The sequence below is a fragment of the Pseudomonas sp. NPDC090203 genome (assembly GCF_044746765.1).
Taxonomy (GTDB): domain Bacteria; phylum Pseudomonadota; class Gammaproteobacteria; order Pseudomonadales; family Pseudomonadaceae; genus Aquipseudomonas; species Aquipseudomonas putida_AD.
The window spans coordinates 119,852-143,759 of record NZ_JBIVCV010000005.1 but is presented as its reverse complement, the minus strand read 5'-3'; the positions used below and the strand labels follow the sequence as shown (position 1 = coordinate 143,759).

At 63.3% G+C, this 23,908-nt stretch carries 24 protein-coding genes; 14 read left to right on the top strand and 10 right to left on the bottom strand.

The features are described from left to right. Positions 1 to 22: 22 nt before the first annotated feature. Positions 23 to 178 (top strand): hypothetical protein, encoded by a 156-nt coding sequence (locus ACIPO9_RS10545; RefSeq protein WP_274132852.1) that lies wholly within the window; start codon positions 23 to 25, stop codon positions 176 to 178. 37 nt (positions 179 to 215) lie between these two features. Here the strand turns inward: ACIPO9_RS10545 and ACIPO9_RS10540 are convergent, their stop codons facing one another. Together ACIPO9_RS10540 and ACIPO9_RS10535 are read right to left on the bottom strand one after the other, a co-directional pair. After that, a complete protein-coding gene (locus ACIPO9_RS10540; protein WP_400607650.1) occupies positions 216 to 431 on the bottom strand; it encodes a hypothetical protein in 216 nt (71 codons plus the stop codon). A gap of 134 nt (positions 432 to 565) precedes the next feature. After that, the gene (locus ACIPO9_RS10535) at positions 566 to 1,597 is read right to left on the bottom strand and encodes an Ldh family oxidoreductase (protein WP_400780718.1); all 1,032 of its coding nucleotides are present in this window, start codon (positions 1,595 to 1,597) and stop codon (positions 566 to 568) included. A 139-nt stretch (positions 1,598 to 1,736) separates the two neighbouring features. Between ACIPO9_RS10535 and ACIPO9_RS10530 the strand changes: the two genes are divergently transcribed. After that, the gene (locus tag ACIPO9_RS10530; RefSeq protein ID WP_400780717.1) at positions 1,737 to 3,020 is read left to right on the top strand and encodes an NAD(P)/FAD-dependent oxidoreductase; all 1,284 of its coding nucleotides are present in this window, start codon (positions 1,737 to 1,739) and stop codon (positions 3,018 to 3,020) included. On the opposite strand, the gene ACIPO9_RS10525 is transcribed toward ACIPO9_RS10530, so the two are convergent. Both ACIPO9_RS10525 and ACIPO9_RS10520 read right to left on the bottom strand, forming a co-directional pair. Continuing rightward, the gene (locus ACIPO9_RS10525; RefSeq protein ID WP_274132849.1) at positions 2,941 to 3,195 is read right to left on the bottom strand and encodes a hypothetical protein; all 255 of its coding nucleotides are present in this window, start codon (positions 3,193 to 3,195) and stop codon (positions 2,941 to 2,943) included. The two genes, ACIPO9_RS10530 and ACIPO9_RS10525, sit on opposite strands and share 80 nt — an antisense overlap. Positions 3,196 to 3,542: 347 nt before the next feature. Beyond that, entirely contained in the window at positions 3,543 to 3,731 is a 189-nt protein-coding gene (locus ACIPO9_RS10520; protein WP_274132848.1) for a hypothetical protein, read from the bottom strand. Between the two features lie 224 nt (positions 3,732 to 3,955). On the opposite strand from ACIPO9_RS10520, the gene ACIPO9_RS10515 reads away from it, so the two are divergent. Further along, complete coding sequence (locus ACIPO9_RS10515) at positions 3,956 to 5,773, top strand: monovalent cation:proton antiporter-2 (CPA2) family protein (RefSeq protein ID WP_274132847.1); 1,818 nt, start codon at positions 3,956 to 3,958, stop codon at positions 5,771 to 5,773. A gap of 7 nt (positions 5,774 to 5,780) precedes the next feature. Here the strand turns inward: ACIPO9_RS10515 and ACIPO9_RS10510 are convergent, their stop codons facing one another. Beyond that, positions 5,781 to 6,686 (bottom strand): LysR family transcriptional regulator, encoded by a 906-nt coding sequence (locus ACIPO9_RS10510; protein ID WP_400780714.1) that lies wholly within the window; start codon positions 6,684 to 6,686, stop codon positions 5,781 to 5,783. Positions 6,687 to 6,800: 114 nt separating this feature from the next. On the opposite strand from ACIPO9_RS10510, the gene ACIPO9_RS10505 reads away from it, so the two are divergent. Further along, the gene (locus tag ACIPO9_RS10505) at positions 6,801 to 7,658 is read left to right on the top strand and encodes an NAD(P)H-binding protein (RefSeq protein ID WP_400780712.1); all 858 of its coding nucleotides are present in this window, start codon (positions 6,801 to 6,803) and stop codon (positions 7,656 to 7,658) included. Here ACIPO9_RS10505 and ACIPO9_RS10500 read toward each other — a convergent pair whose 3' ends face one another. After that, a complete protein-coding gene (locus ACIPO9_RS10500; protein ID WP_400607666.1) occupies positions 7,659 to 8,534 on the bottom strand; it encodes a LysR family transcriptional regulator in 876 nt (291 codons plus the stop codon). It abuts the gene before it with no gap. A gap of 238 nt (positions 8,535 to 8,772) precedes the next feature. Between ACIPO9_RS10500 and ACIPO9_RS10495 the strand changes: the two genes are divergently transcribed. Beyond that, on the top strand, positions 8,773 to 10,302 hold the full coding sequence (locus ACIPO9_RS10495; protein ID WP_400780709.1) for an MFS transporter: 1,530 nt from the start codon (positions 8,773 to 8,775) through the stop codon (positions 10,300 to 10,302). An 18-nt stretch (positions 10,303 to 10,320) separates the two neighbouring features. Here the strand turns inward: ACIPO9_RS10495 and ACIPO9_RS10490 are convergent, their stop codons facing one another. Continuing rightward, positions 10,321 to 11,610, bottom strand: coding sequence for a diguanylate cyclase domain-containing protein (locus tag ACIPO9_RS10490; RefSeq protein WP_400780708.1), 1,290 nt, complete (start codon positions 11,608 to 11,610; stop codon positions 10,321 to 10,323). A gap of 112 nt (positions 11,611 to 11,722) precedes the next feature. Continuing rightward, a complete protein-coding gene (locus ACIPO9_RS10485) occupies positions 11,723 to 12,859 on the bottom strand; it encodes a glycerate kinase (protein ID WP_400780705.1) in 1,137 nt (378 codons plus the stop codon). On the opposite strand from ACIPO9_RS10485, the gene ACIPO9_RS10480 reads away from it, so the two are divergent. After that, on the top strand, positions 12,846 to 13,145 hold the full coding sequence (locus ACIPO9_RS10480) for a hypothetical protein (protein ID WP_400780703.1): 300 nt from the start codon (positions 12,846 to 12,848) through the stop codon (positions 13,143 to 13,145). The genes ACIPO9_RS10485 and ACIPO9_RS10480 overlap by 14 nt on opposite strands. After that, positions 13,136 to 14,341, top strand: a complete 1,206-nt coding sequence (locus ACIPO9_RS10475; RefSeq protein WP_400780701.1) for a diguanylate cyclase — start codon at positions 13,136 to 13,138, stop codon at positions 14,339 to 14,341. Before ACIPO9_RS10480 ends, ACIPO9_RS10475 begins: the two co-directional genes overlap by 10 nt. 123 nt (positions 14,342 to 14,464) lie before the next feature. Here the strand turns inward: ACIPO9_RS10475 and ACIPO9_RS10470 are convergent, their stop codons facing one another. Then, positions 14,465 to 15,550 (bottom strand): sugar diacid recognition domain-containing protein, encoded by a 1,086-nt coding sequence (locus ACIPO9_RS10470; protein ID WP_274132838.1) that lies wholly within the window; start codon positions 15,548 to 15,550, stop codon positions 14,465 to 14,467. A 190-nt stretch (positions 15,551 to 15,740) separates the two neighbouring features. Here ACIPO9_RS10470 and ACIPO9_RS10465 point away from each other — a divergent pair, with 190 nt between their 5' ends. Continuing rightward, positions 15,741 to 16,067 (top strand): helix-turn-helix domain-containing protein, encoded by a 327-nt coding sequence (locus tag ACIPO9_RS10465; protein ID WP_274132837.1) that lies wholly within the window; start codon positions 15,741 to 15,743, stop codon positions 16,065 to 16,067. Between the two features lie 166 nt (positions 16,068 to 16,233). Here ACIPO9_RS10465 and ACIPO9_RS10460 read toward each other — a convergent pair whose 3' ends face one another. Next, on the bottom strand, positions 16,234 to 16,935 hold the full coding sequence (locus tag ACIPO9_RS10460; RefSeq protein ID WP_400780698.1) for a FadR/GntR family transcriptional regulator: 702 nt from the start codon (positions 16,933 to 16,935) through the stop codon (positions 16,234 to 16,236). A 361-nt stretch (positions 16,936 to 17,296) separates the two neighbouring features. Between ACIPO9_RS10460 and ACIPO9_RS10455 the strand changes: the two genes are divergently transcribed. From ACIPO9_RS10455 to ACIPO9_RS10430, 6 genes are all read left to right on the top strand, one after another. Further along, positions 17,297 to 18,625 (top strand): MFS transporter, encoded by a 1,329-nt coding sequence (locus tag ACIPO9_RS10455; RefSeq protein WP_400610449.1) that lies wholly within the window; start codon positions 17,297 to 17,299, stop codon positions 18,623 to 18,625. Between the two features lie 61 nt (positions 18,626 to 18,686). After that, positions 18,687 to 20,030, top strand: a complete 1,344-nt coding sequence (gene gudD / locus ACIPO9_RS10450) for a glucarate dehydratase (RefSeq protein ID WP_400610295.1) — start codon at positions 18,687 to 18,689, stop codon at positions 20,028 to 20,030. A gap of 274 nt (positions 20,031 to 20,304) precedes the next feature. Next, a complete protein-coding gene (locus tag ACIPO9_RS10445; RefSeq protein ID WP_400780696.1) occupies positions 20,305 to 20,958 on the top strand; it encodes a DUF1345 domain-containing protein in 654 nt (217 codons plus the stop codon). A gap of 209 nt (positions 20,959 to 21,167) precedes the next feature. Continuing rightward, complete coding sequence (locus tag ACIPO9_RS10440) at positions 21,168 to 22,127, top strand: D-2-hydroxyacid dehydrogenase family protein (protein ID WP_400780694.1); 960 nt, start codon at positions 21,168 to 21,170, stop codon at positions 22,125 to 22,127. Continuing rightward, entirely contained in the window at positions 22,127 to 22,777 is a 651-nt protein-coding gene (gene pncA / locus ACIPO9_RS10435) for a bifunctional nicotinamidase/pyrazinamidase (RefSeq protein WP_274132831.1), read from the top strand. Before ACIPO9_RS10440 ends, pncA begins: the two co-directional genes overlap by 1 nt. Positions 22,778 to 22,953: 176 nt before the next feature. Continuing rightward, positions 22,954 to 23,862, top strand: coding sequence for a formate/nitrite transporter family protein (locus ACIPO9_RS10430; protein ID WP_400780691.1), 909 nt, complete (start codon positions 22,954 to 22,956; stop codon positions 23,860 to 23,862). The last annotated feature ends 46 nt before the right edge of the window (positions 23,863 to 23,908 follow it).

Genomic DNA, 23,908 nt, shown 5'->3' with positions numbered 1-23,908 from the left:
TCTGCAGTTCGGAGAACCAGACGTGATCACATTTTTGTTAGGTTGGTGCGTGTTGTCGGTCATTGGTACGCTGATCGCACTGAGCCTGATCAGAACCGGCAAACGGCGCCAGCCTGACGCCGACAGCCTGGCCACTCAGGAAGCCCCGGTCGCAGTACCGCTGCCCCAGCAAAACTGAGCCCTGCAAGGCTCGACATCCGCCTGCGCGGGCAGAATCACTCTGCCGCGCGCTGCACGCTTTCCGATGGATAATCAGCGTTGCCGGCCACCAGGGCCATGTCAGCGCTGAACTGGCGAACGCCCGCCGCCAAAGCCAGAAAATCCTCGCGCTGCATCTCATTGCCCCAGACGCTGCTGAACGTGGCTTCCGATGCCTGCGCGGAGAATGAAGTGTGGGCGATGACTTGATTCATTTGGATGGTCGATTGCATGGTCGATGCCTCTTTCTCGAATACTGTTTAAACATACAGTATTTTTATCGACCTGCAAACGCAAGTGCCGATTCGACGAGCGGTCATGCCCTGCCCGGCGCGTGAAACCGCCAGACAGGACACACCGCCGGGCATCAGGCGGTGGCCAGTGCCTTCAAACGTTCAAGGTCGGCGACCGACAGTACGATCCCCTCTGCCAGCGAGCGCTCACGCTGACGATAACGGCGATCCCCCGGCATGCGTCGCTGGCCAACACCGTGCATCTGCCTGACCAGTTCCTCGCTGCGCTGGGCAAAGCTCTGGCCGCTGCCCTTGTCCGGGTCGATGACGATAATCGTCTGTCCTGTCCAGGGCGTCTGGGCACCGGGGGTGCTGGACATGTCGAATTCGAACGAGAAGTTGCCGCCGGTCAGGGCCGCCGAGAGCAGCTCGACCATCATCGACAGCGCCGAACCCTTGTAGCCACCGAACGGCAGCAGCGCCCCGCCATCGAGAATGGCCTTGGGGTCCTCGGTCGCCTGCCCTGCACGGTCCACGCCCATGCCCGGCGGCAGCATGTGACCTTCGCGCGCGGCAATCTGTACGTCGCCATGGGCGATGGCGCTGGTGGCCATGTCGAAGACAACGGGTTGCCCGCCGGCCCTGGGGGCTGCGAAGGCAATAGGGTTGGTGCCGAACAGTGGTTTTTGCGCGTCGTGCGGCACCACGCAGGTCATGCTGTTGACCACGCTCAACGCCACAAACCCCTCTTGGGCGAAGGGCTCGACGTCCGGCCAGAGTGCGGCGAAATGGTGAGAGTTGCGGATGGCCAGAATTGCGATGCCAGCCGTCCGGGCCTTCTCGATCAACAGCGATTTGGCCGCCTGCATCGCGGGCTGGGCAAAACCGCCGCCTGCATCGACGCGCACGAACGCTGCGCCCACATCTTCCACCTTCGGCACCGCGTGCCCGTTCACCCAGCCCGCCGCCAGTGACGACAGATAGCCCTTGATCCGGAAAATACCGTGGCTGTGGGAGCCGTCGCGCTCAGCGCTGGCGCAGTTTTCCGCCAACACAGCGGCGACCTCCGGGGATGTGCCGTTGCGCACGAATACCTGGGTGAGCAATTGCGTCAGTTCGCTGAAGGAAATCGTCTGGGTGTGAGCGGAATCGCGGGGTGAAGACATCTGAAGCTCCGGTGTGATTATTGGAAGTGGAGGTCGAACAGAAGGTGCGCGCATGGAGAGTACTGCGCCGCGACAACCGGGTAAACTGCCGACCTGCTCGTTGCCCAACCTTTGCTCATTGCCGATCAAGGATCGTTCCATGGATTGTCAGACCCTCGTTTTGGGCGCCGGAATCGTTGGCGTCTGTTCCGCGCTTCATCTGCAAATGCAAGCTCCAGGCCAGCGCATCGTGCTGCTCGACCGCGATGAACCGGGCCGCGGCACCAGCCATGGCAATGCGGGGCTGATCGAGCGTTCCAGCATCATTCCTTATGCCTTCCCCCGAGAATGGTCGCGGTTGCTGCGCTACGGCCTCAACCGGCAATCCTCGATGCGTTTCAGCCCGGCGTTCCTGCCAAGGCTCGCGCCCTGGCTGCTCGAGTACTGGCGCCAGTCCTCGCCGGCCAATCTGGCCAAGGCAAGCCTGGCCATGCAGCCGCTGATTCAGCGCTGCGTCGATGAGCATGACCTGCTGGCCGAGGCGTCTGGGATGACCGGGCTGTTTCGCGCCAGGGGCTGGATAGAGTTCTATCGCGATCAAAAGGAATTCGACCTGGCCGCAGCGGATGCCAGAACCTATGACCAGTACGGGCTGCGCTTCGACATCCTTGATGCCGAGCAACTGCGCGAGCGCGAACCTGATCTGCACGGGGTGGTCGGGGGCATCCACTGGCTGGACCCGAAAAGCGTGACCGACCCTGGTGCGCTGGTGCGCGGTTATGCAGCCCTGTTCGTGCAGCGCGGTGGCGTATTGCTCAAGGGTGATGCGCGCAGCTTGCGTCAGCAGGGTGATGGCTGGCAGGTGCAGAGCGAGGAAGGAGCGGTCAATGCGACTGACGTGGTCGTCGCGCTGGGGCCGCAATCGGCGGACGTATTTTCAGCCCTGGGCTATCACATTCCGCTGGCGATCAAGCGCGGCTACCACATGCACTACGCCACGCAACCGGGGGCCCAGTTGCAGCACTCGGTGATCGATGCCCAGGCAGGTTACGTGCTGGCGCCCATGGCGCGCGGGATCCGCCTGACCACAGGCGTCGAGTTCGCACCCAGTGACGCAGCGCCCAACGAGATCCAGTTGCGCCGCTGCGAGGCGCTCGCTCGCACGCTGTATCCGCTGGGGGAACGCCTGGATGCCGAACCCTGGCTGGGACGCAGGCCTTGCCTGCCGGACATGCGCCCTGTGATCGGACCGGCGCCTGGGCACAAGGGGCTGTGGTTCAACTTTGGCCATGCTCACCATGGGCTGACCCTGGGACCGGTGACGGGTCGATTACTGGCGCAGATGATGGCGGGCGCGCCGACCTTTACTGATCCTGCGCCCTACAGTCCGGCTCGCTTTCGCGGCCAGGCACCACTTGCAGGCACATGGGCAGGTCGCAGGTGAGTGGATCGGCGTCGTCGGGCTCGATCCGGTAGATCTCGGTGTAGCCGATGGGCTCGGCCTTCTCGGTCGCGGTTCCGATGGTGACCCAACTGGAGCACGGTTTGCCAGCGGGCGCGGCCGGGGTGGCAGGCTGGCCGGAGGTGGCGAGGATGGCCGCGGTGATTGTCTTGAACATGTGAACTCCAATTGCAGGTGCGGGCTGACGCCGTGGGCAATTCTGGAGGGCAATGCCGGAGAGTTCAAAGACGGTTCTGTAACCTGGCAATACGAGTGGCGGGGTTTGACGGGTGGGGCTCGCGCATTGACGTCGCGCATCGAGATCAAAGGCGTTGGGTGACCACCGACCGTAGCAGCACGGCTTGCCGGCGGGGGCGATCTCAAGGACGCCATCGCGAGCAAGCTCACTCCTACAGGGTTGGGGTCACGAGACCCGTAGCAGTCCGGCTTGCCGGCGTCGACGTCCTCCAGATCACTCCCGCCGGCAAGCCGTGCTGCTACGGGTGGGTTGATCTGCGATCCGCCTCAGCGTTTGACCTTGCGGCGCATGATGCCATTGATGACCACGACGACCACGGCGATGGCCATGGCGATGTACTGGAAGGTCTTCTGGTCGAGCACGCCGATCTGCTGCAGGTGCGAGAGGCCGAGCATGATCCCGAGCACGGCCAGGGCGATGATGATCGAGTAGATAAGACGCTGTTTGATGGTCATTGCAGGTTTCCTGAAGGCGGATCGAATCGTTTGCGCAATGCAAAAATCGCCTGACATCTTACGCCGTCGCGGGGGCGCCCGCATCCCGAAGCGCCGCGCGGCACTGCGGCGAAGCGTCTCGGGCGAAGCTCGCTGTCACTTTTGCGTGGTTTAATACGCGCACTTTACGTTCGTGAACGTTTAATTCTGTTCCATCTTCTTTCTGTCGGACCTAGGAGTTCCCAATGCCCCATGAAGGCAGCCTGCTACAGGCCGCAGTCGTGTTTCTGCTCGCCGCAGTCGTGACCGTCCCCCTGGCCAAACGTCTGCAACTGGGCGCCGTGATCGGTTACCTGATCGCAGGCGTCATCATCGGCCCTTCGGGGCTTGGCCTGATCGGCAACCCCCAGAGCGTCGCCCATATTTCCGAACTTGGCGTGGTGTTGCTGCTGTTCATCATCGGTCTTGAACTGTCGCCCAAACGCTTGTGGGTCATGCGCAAGTCGGTGTTCGGCGTGGGCCTGGCGCAGGTGCTGCTGACAGGGGTGGTGATCGGCACGGTCGCCCTGCTCGTCTTCGGCCAGCCGCTCAACAGCGCCGTGGTGCTGGGCCTGGGCCTGGCGCTGTCGTCCACCGCCTTTGGCTTGCAAAGCCTGGCCGAGCGCAAGGAACTGAACGCGCCCCATGGTCGCCTGGCCTTTGCGATCTTATTGTTTCAGGATATTGCCGCAATCCCGCTGATCGCGCTGGTGCCAATGCTTGCCGGCGGCGACCACGCGACCTCCAGCAGCGATTCGCTGCGTCACGGCCTGCAAGTGCTCGGCGGTATCGCGGTGGTGGTGATCGGCGGTCGTTACCTGCTGCGCCCGGTGTTTCGCATCGTCGCCAAGACCAAGCTGCAGGAGGTGTCCACCGCCACGGCGCTGCTGGTGGTCATCGGCACCGCGTACCTGATGGACCTGGTCGGCGTCTCCATGGCCCTGGGCGCTTTCCTTGCCGGGTTGCTGCTGGCCGACTCGGAATACCGTCATGAGCTGGAATCGCAGATTGAACCCTTCAAGGGTCTGCTGCTGGGCTTGTTCTTCATCAGCGTCGGCATGGGTGCGAATCTTGGCCTGCTGATCGACTCCCCCCTCACCGTACTGGGCCTGACCCTGCTGCTCATCGGCCTGAAACTGCCGCTGCTGTTCGTCGTCGGCCGCCTGGCCGGTGGCCTGGGCAAGCAGAGCGCGCTGCGTCTGGGCCTGGTGCTGGCTGCCGGCGGTGAATTCGCCTTCGTGGTGTTCAAGATCGGCCGTGACCAGGGCCTGTTCGACGCAGCGCTCTACGACACGCTGGTGCTGACCATCACCCTGTCGATGGCGCTGACGCCACTGCTCTTGCTGGTCATGGCTCGCTGGCTCAAACCCAAGCCCGTGGTCAAGGAAGTGCCGGAGGAATACAAGGAAATCGACTCGGACGATCCACGGGTGGTGATCGCCGGGATGGGCCGCATGGGGCAGATCGTGGCGCGTATCCTGCGTGCACAGAACATCCCGTTCATTGCCCTGGACACCTCGGTGGAGATGATCGAGTTCACCCGCAGTTTCGGTAATGTGCCGGTGTTCTACGGCGACCCGCTGCGTCCGGAAATCCTGCGCGCGGCCAAGGTCGACCAGGCAGAATACTTCGTCATCGCCACCGACGATCCGGACACCAATATCAAGACCGCGGAGCTGGTGCGCAAGCTCTACCCGCACCTGAAGATCATCGCTCGCGCCCGTAACCGTCAGCACGTTCATCGCCTGCTGGATCTGGACGCCGAGGCGGTGCGGGAAACCTTCTACTCAAGCCTGGAAATGACCCGCCGCACGCTGATCGGCCTGGGCCTGACGGAAGCACAGGCAGCGGCGCGGATCAGCCGCTTCAAGCGTCACGACGAACAGGTGCTCAACCGCCAGCACCTGATCTACGACGATGCGACCAAGGTCATGCAAAGCGCGCTGGAGGCCCGCAAGGAGCTGGCCGAACTGTTCGAATCCGACCGAATCGACGAGGAAGCCGAACAGGCGGCCCGCCACTGACCGCCAGTTAGCGGCTTAGAGACACCACAAACTCCAGGAAAGCCCGCACCTTCGCGGGCGGCAAGTGCCGCGACGGGTACAACGCGTAAAGCGGGAAGTACTCGTCCGGCCAGTCGGGAAACAGCTCCACCAGCCGCCCCTCCCGAATCGCCGGTTCCACACCCAGCGCCAGCACCTGTGCCACCGCCTGCCCCTGCTCGCAGATGCGGTGCATGGTGCCTACGTCATTGACCATCAACCGCCTGCGGGTGTTGAGGACCAATCGCTCGCCCTCACGCTGAAATTCCCACGCAAATGGCCGCCCGGTCTGAGGATCGCGGAAGTCTATGCAGACGTGCCGGGGATCTTGCAGATCGCTCGGATGCTGTGGCCGGCCATGTTTTTCCAGATAGGCCGGTGACGCCACGGTCAGCACGCAAGTCTTGAGCAATTGACGGCCGATCAGCGACGAAGACGGCTGTTCGCCGAAGCGCACCGCCAGATCCACCCCATCGGCCACCAGGTCACCCAGTTCATCGCGGGTAACAAGATCCAGTTCCAGCTCAGGGTAAGTCGCCATGAAATCCCCCAGCGCAGGCGCCAGGATCAGCCGCGAGAAATAAGGATCGACATTGACCCGCAACCGCCCGCGCACCGCCGTGGCACTGCCCGACGCCTGGGTCGCGGCCTCCTCCAGCCCGGCCAGCAGTGGCGCCACTTCCTCGTACAGGCGGCGCCCTTCATCGGTCAGCTTGACCGAGCGCGTGGTGCGGTCGAACAGGCGGATGCCCAGTCGCGATTCGAGCCGGGCGACGGCGCGGCTGACCCCGGACTGGGTCATGTCCAGCACCTCGGCAGCCTTGACGAAGCTGCCGGTGTCCACCACCGCCGACAACACCCCCATACCGCTGGCCAAACGTGCATCGAAGCTCATTGATGATTTCTCGGCATGAATTCAATGACACCCATGCTATCGGAGAATCCATCGCCACCGCGCACTATTTGCGGCAATGGCGACATCGGGTCGTCCCTTTTGAGGAATGAATGCATGTACACGATCATGGGCGTGACCGGCCAGGTGGGCGGTGAAGTGGCGCGTAACCTTCTGGCGGCAGGCAAGCCGGTGCGCGCCGTGGTGCGCAGCGCGGAAAAAGGCAGCGCCTGGGCACAAAAAGGCTGTGAGGTCGCAGTGGCTGACGTCGACGATGTCTGCGCGTTGACCCAGGCCTTCCAGAACAGCACCGCAGTGTTCATCCTGTTGCCGCCCAACTTCTCCCCTGCGCCAGGCTTCCCGGAAACCCGCAAGGTCATCGCCAACCTCCACGAGGCGCTGGCCAACGCCCGCCCCGGCAAGGTGGTGTGCATCTCGACCATTGGCGCCCAGGCGACCCAGCCCAACCTGCTCAACCAGTTGCAACTGCTGGAACAGAGCCTGTCGACGCTGGAGTTGCCCGTGACGTTCCTGCGGCCCGGCTGGTTCATGGAGAACTGCCAGTGGGATATAGACCCAGCGGTCGAAAACGGCATCATCCCAAGCTTCCTGCAGCCCCTGGACAAGCCGGTGCCCATGATTGCCACCGCCGATGTCGGCCGCGTGGCCGCGGACTTGCTGCAAGAGCAGTGGTATGGCAAACGCATCGTGGAGCTCGAAGGTGAGGAACCGGTCACGCCCGCGCTGATTGCAGCCACCTTCAGCGAGTTGCTGGGCAAGCCGGTGACGATGCAGACGGTGCCCAGAGACACCTGGCATGCGCTGTTCACCGCTCAGGGCATGAGCAACCCGCTGCCACGGATGCAGATGCTCGACGGTTTCAACGAAGGCTGGATTCGCTTCGAGGGGCTGCCGCGCAAGGGTCAGGTCAGCCTCAGGACCGCGCTGCAGCAACTGCTCGGCCGGCCGCGCTGATCAAGCCTGGCGAGCGGCTTTCACGTGCTCGATGAAGCGCGTGACGGCCGGGGCTTTCTCGTAGCGGCGGTGAATCAGCGACAGGTACGAGGTGGGGTGGCAGTCTTCGATGCGCCGATACAGCACATTGGGCAACTGGATGTGATCGACCACTGACTCCGGCACCACCGCCACGCCCTGCCCCATGCTCACCAGCGCGATGACCGACACCAGCGTGCCCGGTTGCGGCCCCAGGGTCGGGGCAAACCCTCCCTGGGCTGCAACTTCGAGCGTGCCTGAAATCTGTTCGGGCAGAATGAACGTCTCGTTCTGCAGATTGAGCGCGTTGATGGTCTTGAGCTTGCACAGCCAGGAGCTGTGCGGCAGCGCCAGGGCGAAGCCTTCGGTCAGCAGCTTCACCGCACTCAATGAATCGGGCAGGCTCATGGGCGAGCGAATGAAGCCCACGTCAAGCCGCCCTTCCTCGACCATTCTCGGCAGAACCGGCATCAGGTATTCGGTGATGGTGAAGTCGATGTCCGCGTACTGCTCCCGGAAGCGACCGACCTGTTGCTGAAGCACGCCGGAGAATACCGCCGAGGCCACGTAGCCCAGTTCGATCCGGCCCGCCTCCCCACGTCCGGCGCGCTGCACGTTGTATTGGGCAGTCTCGAACTGGCGCACCGCCAACTCCGCTTCGATCTGCAAGGCACGGCCGGCGTCGGTCAGGCGCACTTCGCGCTGCTCGCGCACGAACAGGCGGGTGCCCAGTGCGCTTTCCAGGTCCTGGATCTGCCGGGTCAGGGTCGGCGGCGCAATGCCCAGTTGCTCGGCGGCGCGGGTGAAGTGCCGATGACGGGCGACCGCGAGGAAATAGCGAAAGTGACGGATTTCCATTGACGTTACCTTGCAGGTAATGAAATTGCCGAAGGCAGGTAACGAAGCATAAGCCATCCAGCGATATTCTGTACGTATCAAATCAGTCCCGTAGGAGCGCGCTTGCCCGCGACAGCGGTGTGTCATTGAACGTTGTGATGTCTGACACACCGCCGTCGCGGGCAAGCGCGCTCCTACAGTTGAAAATACCTGTAGAAAATACGTTAGCCAAAACCTAACAAGCTCCGGAGTCACCGCCATGCCGCAACCCAGCCCCCGCATGACCCTGCTCACCGCCTCCGGCGTGTGCTCGCTGATCGTGCTCGATACCAACATCGTCGCCGTGACGCTACCCAGCATTGCGCGGGATCTGGGTGCCGGGTTTGCCGACATCGAATGGGTGGTCAGCGCCTACATGCTGGCGTTCGCCGCACTCCTGCTGCCGGCAGGGAGCCTGGCGGACCGTTTCGGCCGCAAGAAGATGCTGCTCACGGGCCTGGTGCTGTTCATTCTCGCCTCGGTGGGCTGCGGCGCGGCGCCGGATATCCTGTTTCTCGACATCGCTCGTGCGATCAAAGGCGTTGGCGCGGCCTTGCTGTTGACCTCGGCGCTGGCAACCATCGGCCACGTCTTCCACGACGAAGCCGAACGGGCCAGGGCCTGGGCGTTCTGGGGCGCGTGCATGGGGGTGGCGATGACGGCGGCGCCCACGGTCGGCGGGCTGATTGCCGAACTGGTTGGCTGGCGCTGGATTTTCTACCTCAACCTGCCGGTGGGCCTGGTGCTGCTGAGCATGGTGGCGCGCAACATCGGTGAGTCGCGCAACGAGCAATCGGCGCGCCTGGATCCGGTGGGCAGCCTGTTTTTCAGCGCCAGCCTGCTGAGCCTGATCTGGGGTCTGATCGAAGCCAACCGCATCGGCTGGGACAACCCGCTGACCTTCGCCCGGCTGGTGGGCGGCATCGCCCTGCTGGGGCTGTTCGTGGTGGCCGAGCGCTTGCAGCAGCGGCCGATGGTCGATCTGCAACTGTTCAAACATCCGCGCTTCATCGGCGCCCTGCTGGGAATGTTCGCCTACGCCGGTTGCGCCCAGGTGATGATGACGCTGCTGCCGTTCTACCTGCAGAACGGGCTGGGTTTCAGCGCCATCAGTTCGGGGCTCGGAATGTTGCCGTTCGCCATTACCATGCTGCTGTGCCCGCGCCTGGGGCCCCGGCTTGCGCGGCACCTGTCGCCGGCAGCGATCATGGCGCTGGGGCTGACGCTGGTGAGCGCCGGCAACCTGCTGTGCGCCGTGGCAACGTCCATGGGCGGCTATCCCGCCTTCGCCATCGCCATGGCGGTCACCGGCGCAGGTGCGGGGTTGCTCAACGGCGACACGCAGAAAAACATCATGGCCTGCGTGCCCCGCGAGCGCACCGGCATGGCTTCCGGGATGAGCACCACCATGCGCTTCAGCGCGATCATGCTGGCGGTCGGCGTGTACGGCGCCCTGCTCGCCAGCCACACCCTGAGCGCTCTGAACCTGAACCTGCGCAACGGCGCGCCGGACTGGCTCGATCAGGCGCAGTTCATTGCGTCCCGGGTGGTGGCCGGTGACATGAGTGCCGCGCTGCAGGCGGTCGATGCCAGTGCCCGCGAGGTGGTGCAGCCGCTGGCGCAGCAGGCGTTCGTTCAGGGCTTTGGCTCGGTGTTGTGGGTCGCAGGCTGCGTCGGGCTGCTGGCCGCAGCGCTGGTGGGCACGCTGATGCGCAAACCCATTCCAGCCCTGCAACTGGCGAGCGCCTGAATGTCCGCCGCTTTGCAGTTACTGTCCGGAGGCGAAGCGGTACTGCCCCTTGCCCCGTTGCTTGGCCTCGTACATGGCCGAGTCGGCGGCTCGCATCAGGTCTTCCACCGTGCCGCCGCAGTCCGGCAGGCACGCGATGCCGATGCTGGCGCCCAGGCGAAACCGTTCCTGATCGGCCGACACCTGCCTGATCAGTTTCTGGGCGACAGCGGCGGCATCGTCTGAGGTGTTGATGCCTTCGATGATGACCGTGAACTCGTCACCGCCCACCCTCGCCAAGCGGTCGTATGGCCGAAGACACGCCTGCAACTGGCTGGCGACCCAGCGCAGCGCCTCGTCGCCGCGCTCGTGGCCGGACTGATCGTTGATCTGTTTGAAGCCGTCCAGATCCAGATACAACATCACGCTCATCTGCCCGGAACGCTGGTTGCGGGCGATGGCCCCTTGCAACGCCTGCTCGAACCCACGGCGGTTGAGCAGCCCGGTCAGGGCATCAGTGATGGTCAGGGCTTCGAGCTTGAGGTGCAGCTCGCGCACCGCTGACATGTCCAGCGCCAGAATGGTCATCGCGTCCTGCCCCGGTGGCAAGGGCGAGCAGGACAACGCCACCGGCACGCTCTGGCCCTGGCGGGTACGCAGGTTGGCATCGTGCAGGCGAAGGCTTTCGCCCCGTTGCCAGTGATCGCGCCAGATCGACTCCGCCCAGCTCTGCTCCTGGGGCGTTTGCACCCAGGCCAGCAGGTGGGTGCCCTGCAGCTCATCGCCGGAACAGCCGAGCATGCGGGTGATGGCCGGGTTGGCAAAGCGGATGGTGCCGGCGCTATCGACCACCAGAATGCCTTCGGCGGTGTTGTCCAGGATCGAGGCATTGAATGCCCGGGCCTGCTCCAGTTGCGCCGTGGTCTGGATCAGCCCGCGCCGGTAGCCATCATGGGCCAGCAGCACGCGAGCCTTGTGCAGCAGCAAGGTGGGATGCACAGGCTTGGTCATGAAATCGACCGCGCCGGCGGAGTAGCCCTGGTCGAGGACCTCCTCGGTCTGGCGCATGCCTGAAATGAAAATGATCGGCGTGAAACGGGTGTCGGGGTCGGCACGCATCCGCCGTGCGACTTCGAAGCCGTCCATGCCCGGCATCTGCATGTCCATCAGCACCAGGCCGATCCTGCCGGTGGCCAGACACGTCAGCGCCTTGGCTCCAGAGTCGGCACAACGAACCGTTCTGCCGAGGTCTTCGAGCAACTCCTGCATTTGCTCCAGGTTTTCTTCCTGGTCATCGACCACCAGAACTTCCAGTTCCGCACCTTGCACCTGCACCTCCCTGCCCTGCATCCCGCGTCTCTCGCGCCCCTGGCGAGAACCTCACGCGGGCGAGCTCGGGTTAGAGCATAGCCGCCCGGCTGCAATACGGAAGTTGCGGGCCTCAGCGTGCGGCCAGGCGCCAGACCCGCGCCAGGTCCCGGGCGCGGTCATGCAGCAGGGTTTCGGCGTTGCTGCAGGCCTGCTCCAGGGTCATCGGCCCGCTGGTCAAGGCAAAGGCAGCGCTGATGCCGTGCTCGTACAGGTCGGCATAGCCGTCGCCCAGGGTGCCGGCCAGCACAATCACCGGGACTTGCTTGCGCTGGGCGATTCTGGCGACGCCAAACGGCGTCTTGCCGCGCAGGGTCTGGGCATCGAACCGGCCTTCGCCGGTGATGACAAGATCAGCGCCCTGCAGCGCGTCGGCAAGGCCGGTCAGGTCCGCCACCACCTCGACGCCGGGCCGGAACGACGCATTCAGATACGCCTTGGCCGCAAAGCCCATGCCGCCCGCAGCGCCACTGCCGGGGTGCTCGCTCTCATCACGGCCCAGCACCTGCGCCGAATGCTCGGCAAAGTGTTTCAAGGCGGCATCCAGCGCCAGCACCTGCTCAGGCGAAGCGCCTTTCTGCGGGCCGAAGATGTGCGAAGCGCCGTGGGGGCCGCACAGTGGGTTGTTGACGTCGGCGGCCACCTCGAACTGCACATCCTTCAGGCGCGCATCCAGATGATCGACGTCGATGCGTGCGACCTTCGCCAACGCCAGGCCGCCCGGCGGCAAGGGTTCATCCTGACTGTCGAGAAAGCGTGCGCCGAGCGCTGCGAGCATGCCGGTGCCTGCGTCGTTGGTCGCGCTGCCGCCGATGGCCAGGATGATCCGCTGCGCACCGGCATCCAGCGCGGCGGCAATCAGTTCGCCCGTGCCGTAGGTGGTGGTCACGGTGGCATCGCGCTGCTCCAAGGTCAGCAATTGCAGACCGCTGGCCATGGCCATCTCGATGATCGCGGTGCGCGTCTCGGCCAGCCAGCCCCACTGCGCCTGAACGCTGTGGCCAAGAGGACCTGTCACCTGGTTCTGCATCCACCGCCCGTCGCAGGCGGCCAGCACCGCTTCGATGGTGCCCTCGCCGCCATCGGCCATGGGGCACTCGACAAGCTGCGCGTCTGGCCACACTTCCCGCAAACCGCTGGCAATTGCCTGGGCCACGCCTTGGGCACTGAGGCTGTCCTTGAAGGAATCCGGGGCGATGACGATTTTCATGTTGTTCTCCTTATCCGATAGTCGCGATCTTCTCATTAGCGGCGAGATTTTCCGCCAGCCCGTCGCACAACGCCCAATGAACCGCGTTGTTCATATGAACAAAAATCCCCGGCACGACGACTGGCAATCGACGCTGTGCTGGTTTTTACCTATAGAAAAAGAGTCGCAGGCCTTAATGCCACTTTTTCTGACAACTATGACACTATATAGCCACTATTTATTTAAGGTCTCTGGCCATCCCGCAGACCGTCCCTCGCCGATGAAAGCCGTCGATTTATGCTGCTGAACGATCCGGTCACCCTGCTGTTCATCATCATTCCCTTCGGACTCATGACCACGCTGATGCTGTGCCTGTCGTATGTCGGCACCAGCAGCCACCGTGCGCCGCTGCATTGGTGGATTGCCGGAGACCTGGTGCTGGCCGCCTACCGCGCGGTGGATCTGCTCCAGCCCGGCGTCATTGCACAGGGTCCTGCGTGGTTGGGCCTGCTTGCCCCGCAAACGGCATTCATCGCCAACACCGCCGGACTGTTGCTAGCCATCGGCTGCCATACCCTGGCCCTGCATCAACTGGCCGAACGCCGCCGCGACTGGCGCTGGCATGGGCGCATCCTGCTGGCGCCACTTGCGATGTATGGCGCAGGGGCCAGTGTGCTGCTGCACAACGGCTTCATGTTGCCGTGGTTTTTCCTGTTGTGCGTCGTCACCATTGGCATTCAGTTCGCGGTGACCTGGCCTTTGAGAAGGCAGTTTCGCGGGGCCTGGGCGCTGCTGGCCGGGCACGTGGCATTATTGATCTTTCATGCCCACTCCACCGTCACCCTGGCACTGGATCCGCCGCCTGCCCTGGATTTCAGCGAGCCGGACATGTTTTCCCTGCCCGCTCTGGGGATGGATTTCATGGTCTCGTTCCTGTTCACCCTGAGCTTCGCCCTGATGCTGCAGGAGCAGTTGCGCCAGCAAGTGGTGCAATTGAGCGTCACCGACACCCTGACCGGCGCGCTCAACCGCCGGGGCGCGGTGTCGAGTATCCTGCAACAGGAACGACGGCAGAACGCGACGCAACGCTATCCACTCTCGGTGGCGATGATCGACCTGGACAACTTCAAGCGCATCAACGATCAGTTCGGCCACGCCACCGGGGATGCGGCGCTGCAATTGTTCGCCCGCACGGTCAACCGGCTCAAGCGGGTGGACGACGTGTTCGTGCGCTGGGGTGGCGAGGAGTTCCTGCTGGTGTTCCCCGGCACCGACATCGCCCAGGCCCAGCATTTCATGGGGAGGCTGCGCGAGGCGCTGAGCGAGGAAGCGCGCACGCCATCGCTGCCCTTGCCGATCGGCTTCAGCGCAGGCCTTGCCCAGACCGGGGCGATGGACAGCCGCGCCGATTTCGAAACCCTGCTGCGCGCGGTGGACAAGGCCCTGTACCGCGCCAAGCGGGTGCGCGGGCGGGTTGAAGTCGTTGAAGCGGTGGATCTCTAAGAACGCCTCGACCCTGTAGGAGTGAGCTTGCTCGCGATCCGGTCGATCAGGCGACGCACAGTGACTGGACGAACGCCAATCGCGAGCAAGCTCACTCCTACAGGGTTTGCGGCGCGAACGATGTCAGCGCGGCAGCATCTGCATTCCCAGGTACAGCCGCAACAGATCGTCGGTGCGATAGGGATCGCAGCCGCTGACCTCGGCGATCTTTTCCAGCCGGTAACGCAAGCTGTTGCGATGGATGCCCAGGGCATCGGCGCAGGCCTGGTTTTCCCCGCTGTAATCAAACCAGGCGCGCAACGTGTCGAGCAATTGCCCGTTGCCTTGCAGACGCAACACCGGCTCGGCGACGCCTTCGGCCAGCCAGTCATCACGGTTGCGCCAGAACAGCACCGCCAGCCGATGCACCGCCAGGCGCAGCAGCTTGCGCTCGGGCTGAACGTGGCGGGCATAATCGAGCAGGTCCCGGGCGGCGGCACAGGCGTTGCGCAGCGAAGCCAGATCACTGGAAGGCTCCGCCGTGGCCATGCGCCTTACCGGCCAGCCCTGCTCGTCGAACTGCTCGAGCAGCAGCGCATCTTCGCGGTCCTTGCCCGCTGCGCGGCACCAGTACACCAGGCCCGGCTCGCAGGACACACACCAGCTGTTGGCATAACGGCCATTGAGCCAGGCGGCCACCTGCCCGGCGTAGGCTGCGCCCTCGGGCAACTCGATCAGCACCGCCTGACGCGGTAGCTGCGGTTGCAGGCCCAGTTGCTCGGCTTCGTCGATCAGGTGCGCAGGGTTGTCGCCCAGCAACAGCCGGGAGAGCAGGTCTTCACTGCGCTGATGCCGCCACTGCTGGTCCGCCTGCTGCCTGCGATGCTCCAGCAGCATCTCGGCGGTCATCTTCACCAGCGCCCCATACACCCGAACCTCGTCCGGCTCACCGGTGATGCCCAGCACGCCGACCAGCTTGTCATCCAGCATCAACGGCAGATTCACCCCCGGCCGCACGCCATTGAGGCGCTTGGCGGTGTGGGAATCGATCTCCACCACCCGACTGTTGGCCAGCACCAGCTGCGCGCCCTCATGCCGCGTATACAACCGCTCAGCCTCGCCGCTGCCGATGATGATCCCCAGGTAATCCATCACATTGACGTTACACGGCAGAATCGCCATCGCCCGGTCAACGATGTCCTGGGCCAGGGCGTGGTCAAGGGCAAACATGGGAGACGTCCGCGCAACGAGGGATTTGAGGGTTCATACACATCACGAATTGTTTTTAGAGGTGGGTGGAGTCTGCCTGAATCTTGGTACGAGTGCGATTGACCGCTAGCATGGTCTATCCATCATAAGTAATATCGATAAATTGCTTATAAATTACTTATAAAGATGGATAGACAGTATTGGGGGACCGATGAGCGCACCTACTAACAACGTACAAATCATCAACGGCCCTGACGGCAAGCCTGCGTTTGTGGTCATCCCCTACGACGACTATATCGGTCAACACGGTGGGGCCGATCTGATCCCCCATGAAGTTGTCAGCCTGATGGTCGAAGGTGCAACGCCGATTCGCGCCTGGCGGGAGTACCTGGATCTGACCCAGGATGAGGTCGCCAGGCGACTGGGAATCTCACAGCCCGCTTATGCTCAGCAGGAGTCGGTTTCTCGCCCTCGCAAATTGACCCGTGAAAGGATTTCCAGAGCTTTCGGCATTCGCCCCGATCAGCTGGATATCTAAAGCTGCGTCCAAAGGATCGGCCTGACATGCGTATTTGTAGCAGCACGGCTTGCCGGCGGGGGCGGCGTGCCTGTGACGAATAAGCCGCCTGACACGCCGCTCCCGCCGGCATGCGGAGCGCCGCCCGGCCGGGCTGCTACGAGTCAGGTGTTGTAACGCATGGCGTTCAGTCCACTGGCGCCAGGCGCTCGCGGCTGTTGCTCAGATGAGTCCACATGGCGGCGCGTGCGGCGTCGGGGTCTTGCCTGCGGATGGCGGCGAGGATCGCTTCGTGCTCCAGATTGGCAAGGTAGGCGTGATGGGTGAGGCTGCTGCCGGCCCTTTCGCTTGAGCCGATCCGGCTGCGCGGGATCACTGCGTTGCCGAGGTTCTGCAGAATCTCGAAGAAATACGGGTTGCCGGTGGCCTCGGCGATCAGCAGGTGAAAACGTCGGTCGGCTTCCACACAACTGTCTTCCTTGGCCAGCAGATCCTGATAATCGTCCAGCGCCTCGCGCATGGCCGCCAGGTGCGCCGGGGTTCGGCGCTGGGCGGCCAGGGCCACCGCCTGGGTTTCCAGCCCCATGCGCAGCTCGATCATGTGCCGCACGCTGAACGCGGTTTCCATCTTCAGATGCAGGCCGCTCTGCTCCGAACGCGCCAGCACGAAGGTGCCCTTGCCCTGATGGGTCTCGACCAACCCCGATGCCTGCAACTTGGAAATCGCCTCGCGGACCACGGTGCGGCTGACACCGTGCTCACGCACGATCTCGTTTTCCGAGGGCAGCTTGGCGCCAGGGGCAATGGCGCCCATGAGGATGCGCTGGCTCAGGTCAGTGACCAGGTCGGTGGCTAGATTGTGCTGACGGCGTTTGGGAGGTGTCTGCATGATCAGTTGTACGAAGAGTGATTGACGAAGCGATCAGGAAACCTCCCAACCCTACTTGTATTTTTTCATCAGGACTGGGGCCCGACAACACCGACAGTGTTATCCCGACCTACGCCTGAGAGCCCCTGAAACGCCCACAGAACAGGCATCAAACCCGCGTCCACACACTCATTCAGCTTGTCGTACAAGCAAGAATATTGCGCCGGATAATTCTGCGCAAGCCCCGCAAAACCAGTTGCACGGCGAAACATTACTTGTATGATGACTAACAACAAGGGACACACCTTGTCACACACATGGCAACAACCCGCATAAAAATAATCAGTGGGAGTCAACAAGAGTGAACACATCCTCACCCCGGATGGCCGACGCCAACGATTCCGTGCTGCAATCGGCGGTCTCCAAGGTCAAACGCCACATCCTGCCGCTGTTCGTCATCATGTTCATCGTCAACTACATCGACCGGGTCAACATCGGGTTCGTGCGTAGTCACATGGAACACGATCTGGGCATTGGTGCTGCCGCCTACGGCTTCGGCGCCGGTCTGTTCTTCATCGCTTATGCGCTGTTCGAAGTTCCGTCCAACATCCTCATGCAGAAAGTCGGCGCCCGCCTCTGGCTGACCCGCATCATGTTCACCTGGGGCCTGGTGGCTGCAGGCATGGCGTTCATCCAGACCGAAACCCACTTCTATATCCTGCGCTTTCTGCTGGGTGTGGCCGAAGCCGGATTCTTTCCAGGGGTGATCTACTACTTCACCCGCTGGCTGCCGGGTGCCGAACGCGGCAAGGCCATTGCCATTTTCCTCAGCGGTTCGGCGTTTGCCTCGCTGATTTCCGGCCCGCTGTCCGGCCTGCTGCTGCAGATCGAAGGCCTGGGCTTCCATGGCTGGCAGTGGATGTACTTCATCGAAGGCATGTTCTCGGTTGGGCTGTGCGTCTTCGTCTGGTTCTGGCTGGATTCCAAGCCCCACGATGCCAAATGGCTGACCACCGCCGAACAGGACGCGCTGGTCAATGCCATCGACGCCGAGCAGCGTGCCCGTGAAGCGGCAAACCCGGTGAAGCTGTCCATCGGCAAGCTGCTCAAGGACCCGCAGATCATCCTGTTCTGCCTGATGTATTTCTTCATTCAATTGACGATCTACGCCGCCACTTTCTGGCTGCCGAGCATCATCAAGAAGATGGGCGACCTCTCCGACTTCCAGGTGGGCCTGTTCAACTCGATTCCCTGGTTCATCGCCATCGTCTGCATGTACGGCTTCGCCTCGCTGTCGGCCAAATGGAAACACCAGCAAGCCTGGGTCGCCGCTGCGCTGCTGATCGCCGCCGCCGGGATGTTCATGTCCACCACCGGTGGTCCGGTGTTCGCCTTTGTCGCCATCTGCTTCGCGGCCATGGGCTTCAAGTCGGCGTCCTCGCTGTTCTGGCCGATTCCCCAGGGCTACCTGGATGCACGGATCGCCGCAGGTGTCATCGCGCTGATCAACTCGGTGGGCAACCTGGGCGGTTTCGTCGCCCCGACCACCTTCGGCATTCTCGAACAGCAGACCGGCTCGATCCAGGGCGGCCTGTATGGCCTGACCGCAACCTCGATCATCGCCGCGATCCTGGTGTTCACCGTGCGCACCTCGCCCAAGCCCGGCAGCGTGCCGGTCGCCAAGGCCGATGTCAGCCCGAGCCATTCGTGAAACGCCGAACCTCTTAATCAAGGCGCTGCCCGCAGCGCCCTCTACACCCAAGGATTGAGTCATGACCACACAGCATTCCGGCAGCACCCCCGTCATCACCGACATGCAGATCGTCCCGGTAGCCGGCCACGATGACATGCTGCTCAACCTCAGCGGCGCCCACGGCCCGTATTTCACCCGCAACATCGTGATCCTCAAGGACAACGCCGGCCACACCGGCGTGGGCGAGATTCCGGGCGGCGAGAAAATCCGCCAGACCCTGGAAGACGCGCGCTCGCTGGTGGTCGGCAGCACCATCGGCAACTACCAGAAGATTCTCAACGACGTGCGCCGCACCTTCGCCGAGCGCGATGCGGGCGGCCGTGGCCTGCAGACCTTCGACCTGCGCATCACCATCCACGCGGTCACCGGCATCGAAGCCGCCGTGCTCGACCTGCTGGGCCAGCACCTGGAAGTCCCGGTGGCAGCCTTGCTCGGTGAAGGCCAGCAGCGCGACTCGGTGAAAATGCTCGGCTACCTGTTTTACGTCGGCGATCAGAGCAAAACCAACCTGCCGTACCGCACCGAGCACGATGCCGACAACGAGTGGTTCCGCGTGCGTCACGAGGAAGCCCTTACCCCCGAGCGCGTGGTACGCCTGGCTGAAGCGGCCTACGCCCAGTACGGTTTCGAAGATTTCAAACTCAAGGGCGGCGTGCTCAACGGCGATGCTGAAATCGAAGCGGTGACGGCGCTGGCCGAGCGCTTCCCGAAAGCGCGCATCACCCTGGACCCCAACGGCGCCTGGTCGCTCAAGGAAGCCATCCGCCTGTGCCGCGACCAGCATAAAGTGCTGGCCTACGCCGAAGACCCGTGCGGCGCCGAGAACGGTTACTCGGGCCGCGAAGTCATGGCCGAGTTCCGTCGTTCGACCGGCCTGCGCACCGCCACCAACATGATCGCCACCGACTGGCGTGAAATGGGCCACGCGATCCAGTTGCAATCGGTGGACATCCCGCTGGCCGACCCGCACTTCTGGACGATGCAGGGTTCGGTGCGCGTGGCGCAGATGTGCAACGAGTGGGGCCTGACCTGGGGTTCGCATTCCAACAACCACTTCGACATTTCCCTGGCCATGTTCACCCACGCCGCTGCCGCAGCGCCGGGCAACATCACCGCCATCGACACCCACTGGATCTGGCAGGACGGCCAGCGCCTGACCAAAGAGCCGCTGAAGATCATCGGCGGCAACGTCGAAGTGCCGAAGAAACCCGGCCTGGGCGTCGAGATCGACATGGACCAGGTGGCCAAGGCTCACGAACTGTACAAAGGCATGGGCCTGGGCGCGCGGGACGACAGCGTTGCCATGCAGTTCCTGGTGCCGAACTGGAAGTTCAACAATAAGCAGCCGTGCCTGGTGCGCTGAGGCTCTCCACGTAAAGTGGCTGCGCTTGACCATGCTGCGTTAAAAACAGGCTCGGAATGCTCATTTAGGCCCCTAGACTCCGCTTCCTCGCCTGTTTTTGCCTTGCCTGGCCTTCGCTCGCCGACTTTTCGTGAAGACCCTGCCCGTTTGAACAGAACCACGTAAATTGCCAATTGGCGACCGGCGCGTAACCCCTTGCGCGCCGTTTTTCTTTACCCGCTCCACCGACCACGGCGTGCTAAGGTTCCAGCAGGTTATCGCCGTGAAGTCCTCCATGTCCCATATCGCCAAGACCCACCCTCGCCTGACCATCGCCTTCGCCCTGGGCCTGGCTGCCGGCATCGCCGCGGCCTTCATCGCGCCGAACATCACCCTGACCAGCAAATGCCTGATCGGCTGGAACGTCGGCGGCTGGATCTACATGGTCCTCATCATGCTGCGCACCTTTCGCTCCAACGCCGAAGACGTGCGGCGCATTGCCGAAGCCGAAGACGAGAACGCAGGCGTCGTGCTGGTGATGGTGTGCGTGGCCGCGATCGCAAGCCTTGCGGCCATCGTGCTGGAGCTATCGGGAATCAAGGACATGTCGTCCAGCGCCAAGGCCCTGCATTACGCCTTCACGGGCCTGACCATTGTTGGCTCGTGGCTGCTGACCGGGGTGATTTTCAGCCTGCATTACGCCCGGCTGTTCTACACCTGGGACGGCGAAGACAGCGCCCTGCGCTTCGCCGACAACGAGCAGAACCCCGATTACTGGGACTTCCTGTACTTCAGCTTCACCATCAGCGTTGCGGTGCAGACCTCCGACGTCGGCGTCGCCACCCGCAGCCTGCGCAAGGTAGTGCTGGCGCAATCGCTGATCGGCTTTCTGTTCAATACCTCGATCCTGGGGTTTTCGATCAACATCGCGGCGGGGCTGTTCAATTAGGTCCCACAGCATCCCCGGTCCGTAGCAGCACGGCTTGCCGGCGGGAGCGTCGTGTCAGTCACCTCCCTGGCGCCTGACACAGCGCTCCCGCCGGCAAGCCGTGCTGCTACGGGTGAAACAGCGCTGTCAGAGGGTTCCAACCCACGCACGGCAGGCGTACTGTGTGCGCCATAAAACCTGTGTGCTCCTTGAATGAGGCCTGAACCCAAATGACTCAGACGCTGAGAATTGCCGTACTCGATGACTGGCAATCCGTTGCCCGTGACGTGGTGGACTGGACAGTCCTGGACCCTATCGGCGACGTCAGCTTCCTGCACGAGTACCCTGCCGACACGGCGACCATGGTCGAGCGCCTGAAGGATTTCAACGTCATCTGCGTGATGCGCGAGCGCACGATCTTTGACGACGCCCTGCTCAGCCAGCTGCCAAATCTCAAGTTGCTGGTGACCGGCGGCATGCGCAATGCCGCCCTGGACCTCAAGGCCGCCGCGGGCCTGGGCATCACCGTGGTCGGCACCGACAGCTACAAATACGCCGCGCCGGAAATGACCTGGGCGCTGATCATGGGCGTGACCCGCAATATCGTCGACGAAGCCAACTCCCTGCGCGCCGGCAACTGGCAGATCGGCATTGGCAGCGACCTGTACGGCAAGACCCTGGGCATCGTCGGCCTGGGCAGCATCGGCCAGAAAATCGCCCGCTATGCCCAGGCCTTCGACATGAAAGTCATCGCCTGGAGCGAAAACCTCACCGCCGAACGCGCTGCCGAGCACGGCGTGACCTACGCCAGCAAGCAGGCGTTGTTCGAACAGTCGGACATCATCTCCGTCAACCTGGTGCTCAGCGACCGCAGCCGTGGCCTGGTGGACGCAGAATCGCTCAACCGCATGAAGCCCACCGCCTACCTGGTCAACACCGCTCGCGGGCCTATCGTCGATGAAGAGGCGCTGATCGACGTGCTCAAGCAGAAGAAAATCGCCGGCGCAGCGCTGGACGTCTACAGCGTCGAACCGCTGCCGGCCGACCACCCGTTCCGCAGCCTGCCGAACCTGTTGGCGACGCCGCACGTGGGCTATGTGACGGAAAACAATTACCGGATGTTCTTCAGCCAGATGATCGAAGACATCCAGGCCTGGCACGCCGGCGCGCCGATCCGGGTGTTTGCCTGATGAACGCCTCTTTGGCCCGACTGCCCGATGACCCGCGCGCCGCCCTGCTGGTCATCGACATGCAGTACGACTTCATGCCCGGCGGCGCGCTGGCCGTGGCCGAGGGCGATGCCCTGCTGCCGCTGGTGAACCGGCTGGGCGCACGCTTTCGCAACGTGGTCATCACCCAGGACTGGCACCCGGGCGGGCACATCTCGTTCGCTTCAAGCCATGCGGGCCGCGCGCCGTTCGACAGCATCACCCTGCCCTACGGGCCGCAGACGCTGTGGCCGGATCACTGCGTTCAGGGCAGCCCCGGTGCCGAATTGCACGCGGATCTGGCGATTCCCCATGCGCAGCTCATCCTGCGCAAGGGCTGCAACGCGGGCATCGACAGTTACTCGGCCTTCGTCGAGGCCGACCGCACCACCCAGACCGGCCTTGCGGGCTACCTCAAGGAGCGCGGCATCGACAGCGTGTTCGTGGTGGGCCTGGCGCTGGACTTCTGCGTGGCCTGGTCGGCCCTCGATGCGCGGGCGGCGGGGTTCAATACCTGGGTGATCGCCGATGCGTGCAAGGCCATCGACCTCAATGGCTCGCTGGACAAGGCGTGGCAGGAGCTGACGGCTGCAGGCGTCAAGCGCATCGACAGCGCCGATCTCATCGCTTAACCCCCATCTGCTGTAGGAGCGCGCTTGCCCGCGATTGCGGTGGGTCATTCACCAGAGGTGTGTCAGGCAAACCGCCGTCGCGGGCAAGCGCGCTCCTACAAGTCCGGGGGAGTACCGAACGACGGCAAGCGCGGCGTGTCTGAAGCAACAGCACGACCCACCACGAGCCCCCCGCCATGAACAGCAAAGAAGAAGACGGCAAGACCCCGGGCCTGACGCCGGAAGAAGAACGCGAGATCGATGAAAACCAGCCACCCCGCGCCGCCGTGCTGCACGAGACCATTCGCATGCAGGGCGACCAGGAGCTGGAGCGCAATGTCGCGGCGCTGTTCTGGTCGGCCCTGGCCGCAGGCCTGACCATGGGCCTGTCACTGATGGCCATGGGGTTGCTCAACTCGCGCCTGCCCGACGGCGATACCTTCAAGGTCATCGCCAGCGTCGGCTACAGCGCAGGCTTTCTGGCCGTCATCCTGGCCCGCCAGCAACTGTTCACCGAAAACACCCTGACGGCCGTCCTGCCAGTGATGACCAAGCCCACCCTCAACAACTTCGGACGTCTGCTGCGGCTGTGGACCGTGGTGCTGGTGGGCAACCTGTGCGGCACGCTGCTGGTGGCCTACGTGATGCTGCACCTGCCGATCTTCGACACCAAGACCGACGAAGCCTTTCTGGAAATCGGGCGCAAGGTGATGGAGAACGAAAGCACGACGATGTTCGCCAAGGGCATCGTCTCCGGCTGGATGATCGCCACCATGGTCTGGATGATCCCGTCCATGGAAAACGCCAAGATGTGGATCATCCTGATGATCACCTACCTGATGGCCCTGGGGGACTTCACCCATATCGTGGTGGGTTCGGCGGAAGTGTCCTACCTGGTGTTCGCCGGGGAACTGGCCTGGAAGGAGTTCTGGCTGGTGTTCGCCGGGCCTACGCTGGCGGGCAATATCATCGGCGGCAGCTTTATCTTTGCACTGATAAGCCATGCGCAGATTCGCAGTGAGAGTGGTACGCCGAAGAAAGAAAAGCGCCCTCGCTCGAATACCCACGAAAAAGCAAAATCCGAAGACGTACGCAAACCCCTGTAGGAGCGCGCTTGCCCGCGACCGCGGTCTGTCTTGAACACCTGCGTTA